Consider the following 6,000-nt stretch of genomic DNA (forward strand, 5'->3'; position numbering starts at 1 on the left):
ATAGATAGCCAAGACGAAGCAATATAGACATCCAGGAAAAGTAACTTGCTTCCACAACTCATTAGTGCTAGTATGAACTAGAATTAAGTTTCAAATATATAGAAAGAGCGCTTGGCGTTTAGGTGAAGGAATGATTATTAGATAATTTAGCTTGAGTGAACACGAGATTTTTTAGATAGCTGCTGATGCGGCTGTTTTGTGTACGCTTGATCTGGATTATCATGCATTTTTAGCCTATAAGTCTATGTGGGTCTATTTGTGTGAGTCTATTTTGCGTACGCAGGATAGGCTATTTTTGTATACAGCAGGCCACAGGAGGACTATATATGCTACAGGTAAAAGACTTAACAATAACGCATCGCAAAGACCTGCGTATTATTCTTGATAAATTCAATATGGTATTAAATGATGGCGATAAGGCGGTAATAATAGGTGAAGAGGGAAATGGCAAATCAACACTCATGAAGTGGATCTATGATCCTGAGATAGTAGATGATTACGCTGAGTGCGAGGGCACAAGAGTGGCGTCAGGAGAAGTTTTGGGGTATCTTCCTCAGGAACTTCCGGGAAAAGACAAAGAGAAAACTGTTTACGAATATTTTTCTGAGGCACAGCTCTTTTTCGACCAGAGTCCAAGGGAGCTAACTGAGATGGCAAAAGAGTTTCAGGTGTCAGCAGAATTTTTCTACAGTGACCAGCAGATGGGGAGCCTTTCTGGTGGTGAGAAAGTCAAGGCTCAGCTCATGAGGCTTCTCATGGACAATCCGACAGTACTCCTATTGGATGAGCCTTCCAACGATATTGATATCAGTACATTGGAGCTTCTTGAGAAGCTGATAAATGGATGGAAACATATAGTACTGTACATTTCTCATGATGAGACGCTTATTGAGAACACAGCCAACGTGGTGATCCACATTGAGCAGATCATGAGGAAGACCAAATCCAGATATACAATCGTCAAGGACAGCTATAGAAATTATATCGAGAGAAGAGCTGACAGCTTTGAGAGGCAGGAACAGCAGGCTCAGAACGACCGCAGGGAAAAGAAAATCCGCGACGAGAAGTTTAGGAAAATTATGCAGAGCGTTGATTCAGCCCAGACCAATATTGCAAAAGCCGACAGGGATATGATCGCAAGGCTTATTAAGAAAAAGATGCACACGGTCAAGTCCATGGAAAAGCGCTTTGAGCGAGAAGATGAGAACATGACAGAAAGGCCTGAACAGGAGGAAGCTATCTTTTTTAAGCTCGGCGGAGATGGCGCAAATATGCCTGCTGGCAAGAATGTCATAGAATATTCCCTGGATGAGCTTAGAACACCAGATGACAGCAAGGTACTGGCTCGTGATATTTTCCTAAGGGTAAGAGGCCCTGAGAGAATCTGCATCGTTGGAACAAACGGCGCTGGTAAGACCACTCTTTTAAAGAAGATGGCGCAGGAGCTGCTGAATAGGACCGACATAAGAGCTCAGTACATGCCCCAGAACTACGAGGAACTGCTGAACCTTGATGTGACACCTGTAGAATTTCTGGATGATACAGGGGATAAGGAAGTGCGAACCCGCATCAGGACTTATCTTGGCTCACTTAAATACACTGCAGATGAGATGGATCATCCGATTAGGGAATTGTCCGGTGGTCAGAAGGCTAAGGTGCTGCTTCTCAAGATGAGTTTGTCAGATGCTAACGTACTGATCCTTGATGAGCCTACCAGAAACTTTTCGCCTTTGTCAGGGCCGGTCATCAGGAAGATGATCGCAGCGTTCCCAGGGGCGGTCATCAGCATTTCTCACGACAGAAAGTATATTGACGAAGTTTGCACCAAGATATATACATTAAGTGAGAATGGACTAAAAGAAACAGATAAATAATAGCGTCAGGAGGAATACAGGATGCTTCAGGAAATTTTTCCTTACAAATTAGATAATCACTATTATCAGGATGAAAAGGCGGATGAGAAGAGCATTGTTTTTGCTTTCAGAGGCGATGCCAGAGAAAAAGAGATTCTTATTAGCCAGAAACCTGACGGAGCGAATGCTTTCCCTACGCTTTTAGAGTTTGAAGAAATTGCTGGCGTTGATTCTGGCATTAGAGATGAGCTTATCTATTTGTTTAAGATAGATGATGAGAAGTACTTTCTTTATCCCTCTTATGCAAAAGAAATAGCGCTAGACGACAGTTCTTTTGGCAAGGTATGGAGCGTACGGAGAGAAGGGAAACTTCCTGATCATCAGGTGTTTGCGCTTTACACAGCATTTCACCTCTGCGAGTGGTATGAAGCATCAAGGTTCTGCGGAAAATGCGGAGCGCAGACCATCCATGATGATAAAGAAAGAGCGATGGCCTGCCCTAAGTGCGGTAACAAGATATATCCAAGGATCAACCCTGCAGTAATTATCTGTGTTACTGATAAGGAGACCAATAAGCTGATCCTTACCAAGTATAGAACTGGCTTTGCACAGAACGCGCTGGTTGCGGGCTTTACAGAGATTGGAGAAACCCTTGAAGAGACTGTTAAGCGCGAGGTTATGGAAGAGGTCGGTCTTGAAGTAGACAATGTCAGATACTACAAGTCTCAGCCATGGGGCATAGCTCTTGATATTCTGGCAGGTTTTTACTGTGATGTGGTTGGGGACAAAGAAATCAAGATGGATGAATCTGAGCTCAAATACGCAGAGTGGGTGGCTCCAGAAGACATCGTGCTCCAGAGCCCGGACTACAGCCTTACTAACGAGATGATGCGCGTATTCAAAGAAAAGGGATATGAGGGCACGATTTAAAGAAACTAATAAAAGAAGCAGAGAACCATAACGTTTTTTCTGCTTCTTATTTTTTGTATAGGAATTAGTTGCTATAGATTTCTACTGCAAAGATATTTTGACGTTCTTGCCGATAAGTTCGCTGATGTCTGAGATAGTCACGAAGCAGTTGAAATCCGCGATGATGTCTCTTAGCTGCCTCATTTCATATTGGCTGATTACAAGGTATAGAGCCTTGTTTTCTCCGCCGATGTAGCCTTCTGTGTTCCATACTGTGCAGGTTCTGCCTAGCTCTTTGTAGATACGGTCTTTGAGGGCATCTACGTCGTCATGGGTAAAGATAAGACAGCCCCTCTGGGCATCAAAGCCCTCCTCGACTCTGGTCATTACAACGGATACAAGGATATATGTCAGGATGGAGTAAAGACCACGGTCCCATCCATAGAGGAAACCTACAATGAGGTAGAGAACGATATTAAAGGCAAGAACCTGTCTACCGATAGGCATGTGAATCTTGGGACTTAAGATAGATGCGATGATCTCTGTTCCGTCAAGACATCCGCCGTACCTAAGGACCATTCCAACTCCGGTTCCAAGTATCAGGCCACCAAAGAAAACAGCTAAAAGATAATCCTCTGTTATTGCAGGAGTAGTTTCAAAGAAAGCAACTGCCAGGGCAAATACTGTCATGGCAAAAACTGAGCGGATTACAAAAAGATGTCCCTTTTTCTTCCAACCGAATAACAGGAAGGGAACGTTGAATAGCCAGGTTACAATACTTAGCTTGAAGCCTGTCATATTGGATGCGATCATGGAAACACCGACTATTCCGCCGTCGAAGATATGGTTGGGACCGAGAAAATCTTCTACAGAAAAAGCGGCGATAGTAGCTCCAATTGCCACCATAATAAAATTAAAAATTTCTCTTTTTATATTAGTATTTTTGGAAGTTGTAGTCATAAATGGATTATTCTCCCCTGTGTCAGAATGACTTGAAATGCAGTATACATCTATTATAGCAAGTATTTTGCACAATGAGTGTAAAACACGAAAAAAAGTTTATAAATTTTTGTTGACGTTTTATACTATTCTTGTTATTATATACAAGTCGCCGCGAGTTAGCGACGACGGTTTGCGGAAGTGTCGGAATTGGCAGACGAGCAAGACTAAGGATCTTGTGATGCTTACATCGTGTGGGTTCAAGTCCCATCTTCCGCACGAAACAAAAGGAATCAGTTCTTTGAACTGGTTCCTTTTTTGTTTTGTGCGAAAGAGGCACTCTCACCCAGCAGCTTCGCTGCGTGGGTTTCCTGGCAATTGCTGCGCAATTGTCAGGACTAGGCGAGGTATAACCTCGCCGTCGCAAGTCCCTATCTTCCGCGGGGGCTGGCTACGCGGAACGGTAAAAAAAATAAAATTCTTTTGGTTTGTTGCAACTGTCGGTATACTGTTATTGTTATCTTTATAGAAAAACATCTAGGGGATTCTTATGATTATCCAGGTTAATATCAAACAAATAGGGAAAAAGAAAGCTAAAGTGAGCGGAATGTCTTTTCACTTGGAGAATAAGCCGCTGACAGTTAGAGAGCTGATAAAGGAGAGCGTTCATACCTGTGTGACAGAGTATAACGAACGGGTGCGCAGAGGGGAATTCTGTAAGCCTTTATCGGAGGAAGAGATTGAAGATATGGCCAGCGTAGGCAAGATTGCCTTTGGAATCAATTATGGAGGCAAGGAAGCTGACGAGGGGAAGGCTATAGAGAACGCGCTTCTTGGCTATGAGGATGGTCTGTTTCGCATATTCATTGGGGATGAAGCGGCAGGCGATCTTGATGATGAGATTCATATTGAGGAGAACAGTGAGGTTACATTTATAAGGCTTGTAATGCTATCAGGCAGAATGTGGTGACCAAAACGGGAATAGAAAAAAGTTTTAAGGGAGAGAAACTTATAATGGCACAGATATCAAATGAAGATAAAGACAGACTGAGTAAGCTTGGCAGGAACTATTCATGGAACGAGAATCAGAAGCGCCAGGCCTGTCTTAAAAAGCTTCCTGAGAATGTTCAGAAGTTCATGGAGCCCTTCAGGGGAAGCTTTGTAAATACAGAGTTAGCAAAGGAGCTTATGGCGAATTTAAAAAAGTATCCTGGCTATAAGCCTTCAGAATTCGTTAAGGCCAAGATGCCACAGATTTTTAAGGGGTATTTAAATCCTGCTCATGCCGAGCAGATCTATTACACGATCGATCATGTTCCGGAGAGGATATATTCTTACGGCTATAACCGCAGGTCTCTTCGTTCATCAGACCCGGAGATAGTAGCAAGAACTGTGGCAAGGAAATTACAGTTCTTTGCCCAGTATGATTTTGCAGCAGATGATATCTGCGACTATCTTGAGGACAAGGTAGCTGATGAGTATATCGGATACAAATATTATGATTTCAATGTAGATCTGATGCTGGGGGATCTGATCGCAGCAGAAATCGATGCTGGTAATACAAGAATGATCAGGATCCTTGAAGACTGTATAAATGGCGATAGCGATATTGCTCTTCGCAGATCATTTTTGTCTGGAATCATGAAGGCTCACAACAGGTCTTTATATGAACTTCTTGGTAAGCTTCTCTGCGCAGCAGGCCTTCAGGAGGGACTTCGCCAGGCTATCTGTGAGCAGATGGATGAGGGTGTTCCGGAAGCTTTCCTGTATCTATTACAGGTTATTCGTGACAACAATTTCATCAGATTTTCTTCTGTCAAAAGATCTTTTGGCGTATGGCTTGGACTCATGACAGAGGATGCACCTGATCTTGACAGAGTTTCAGAAAAGCTTGCAGACCATGTTTATGAGTGTCTTAGCGATACTCATAAAAGAGATGAGTATCTGGCATCGGAAGATCCGCTTAAGATTCACGTGGCGCTCTGGTCGCTTGGCTTTTATGAGGTCAATGATCTGATAAATAAGATTCATGAGTTCTCAGAAAACGGCACAAGACACCAGATTCTGACCATGTCCTTTAGTCTTCATATGCTGGGGGATGACAGGTTTTCCCACAGAGCTGCCAAGAAGCTTGTTGATGAGCATCATGACGATATAGAGATTATGGCTGCATACATGGGCTTTTTCATGGGCGGATGCGGATTTGACATAGCAGAGCATAAGAGCGATGTCACTAGATTTTTTACAGATGATGCAGAGGCTCTTCATTTTTATGACATATTAAAAAAGATATACGGAA

The 6,000-nt window shown here is 43.0% G+C and carries 5 protein-coding genes and 1 tRNA gene; 5 read left to right on the forward strand and 1 reads right to left on the reverse strand.

The window, feature by feature from the left end:
* Window positions 1–326 precede the first annotated feature (326 nt).
* Both IJI01_RS14760 and nudC read left to right on the forward strand, forming a co-directional pair.
* Window positions 327–1,874, forward strand: a complete 1,548-nt coding sequence (locus IJI01_RS14760; RefSeq protein ID WP_292192096.1) for an ATP-binding cassette domain-containing protein — start codon at window positions 327–329, stop codon at window positions 1,872–1,874.
* A 21-nt stretch (window positions 1,875–1,895) separates the two neighbouring features.
* A complete protein-coding gene (nudC, locus tag IJI01_RS14765) occupies window positions 1,896–2,783 on the forward strand; it encodes an NAD(+) diphosphatase (protein ID WP_292192098.1) in 888 nt (295 codons plus the stop codon).
* A gap of 81 nt (window positions 2,784–2,864) precedes the next feature.
* Here nudC and IJI01_RS14770 read toward each other — a convergent pair whose 3' ends face one another.
* Window positions 2,865–3,722 (reverse strand): YitT family protein, encoded by an 858-nt coding sequence (locus IJI01_RS14770; RefSeq protein ID WP_292192100.1) that lies wholly within the window; start codon window positions 3,720–3,722, stop codon window positions 2,865–2,867.
* A gap of 174 nt (window positions 3,723–3,896) precedes the next feature.
* On the opposite strand from IJI01_RS14770, the gene IJI01_RS14775 reads away from it, so the two are divergent.
* From IJI01_RS14775 to IJI01_RS14785, 3 genes are all read left to right on the forward strand, one after another.
* A tRNA-Leu gene (locus tag IJI01_RS14775) sits at window positions 3,897–3,980 on the forward strand.
* Window positions 3,981–4,251: 271 nt separating this feature from the next.
* Entirely contained in the window at window positions 4,252–4,671 is a 420-nt protein-coding gene (locus IJI01_RS14780; RefSeq protein WP_292192102.1) for a hypothetical protein, read from the forward strand.
* Window positions 4,672–4,715: 44 nt separating this feature from the next.
* A partial coding sequence (locus IJI01_RS14785) for a DUF5724 domain-containing protein (RefSeq protein WP_330623234.1) occupies window positions 4,716–6,000 on the forward strand: 1,285 nt, incomplete at its 3' end.

The sequence above is a fragment of the Butyrivibrio sp. genome (assembly GCF_017433805.1).
Lineage (GTDB): Bacteria > Bacillota > Clostridia > Lachnospirales > Lachnospiraceae > Butyrivibrio.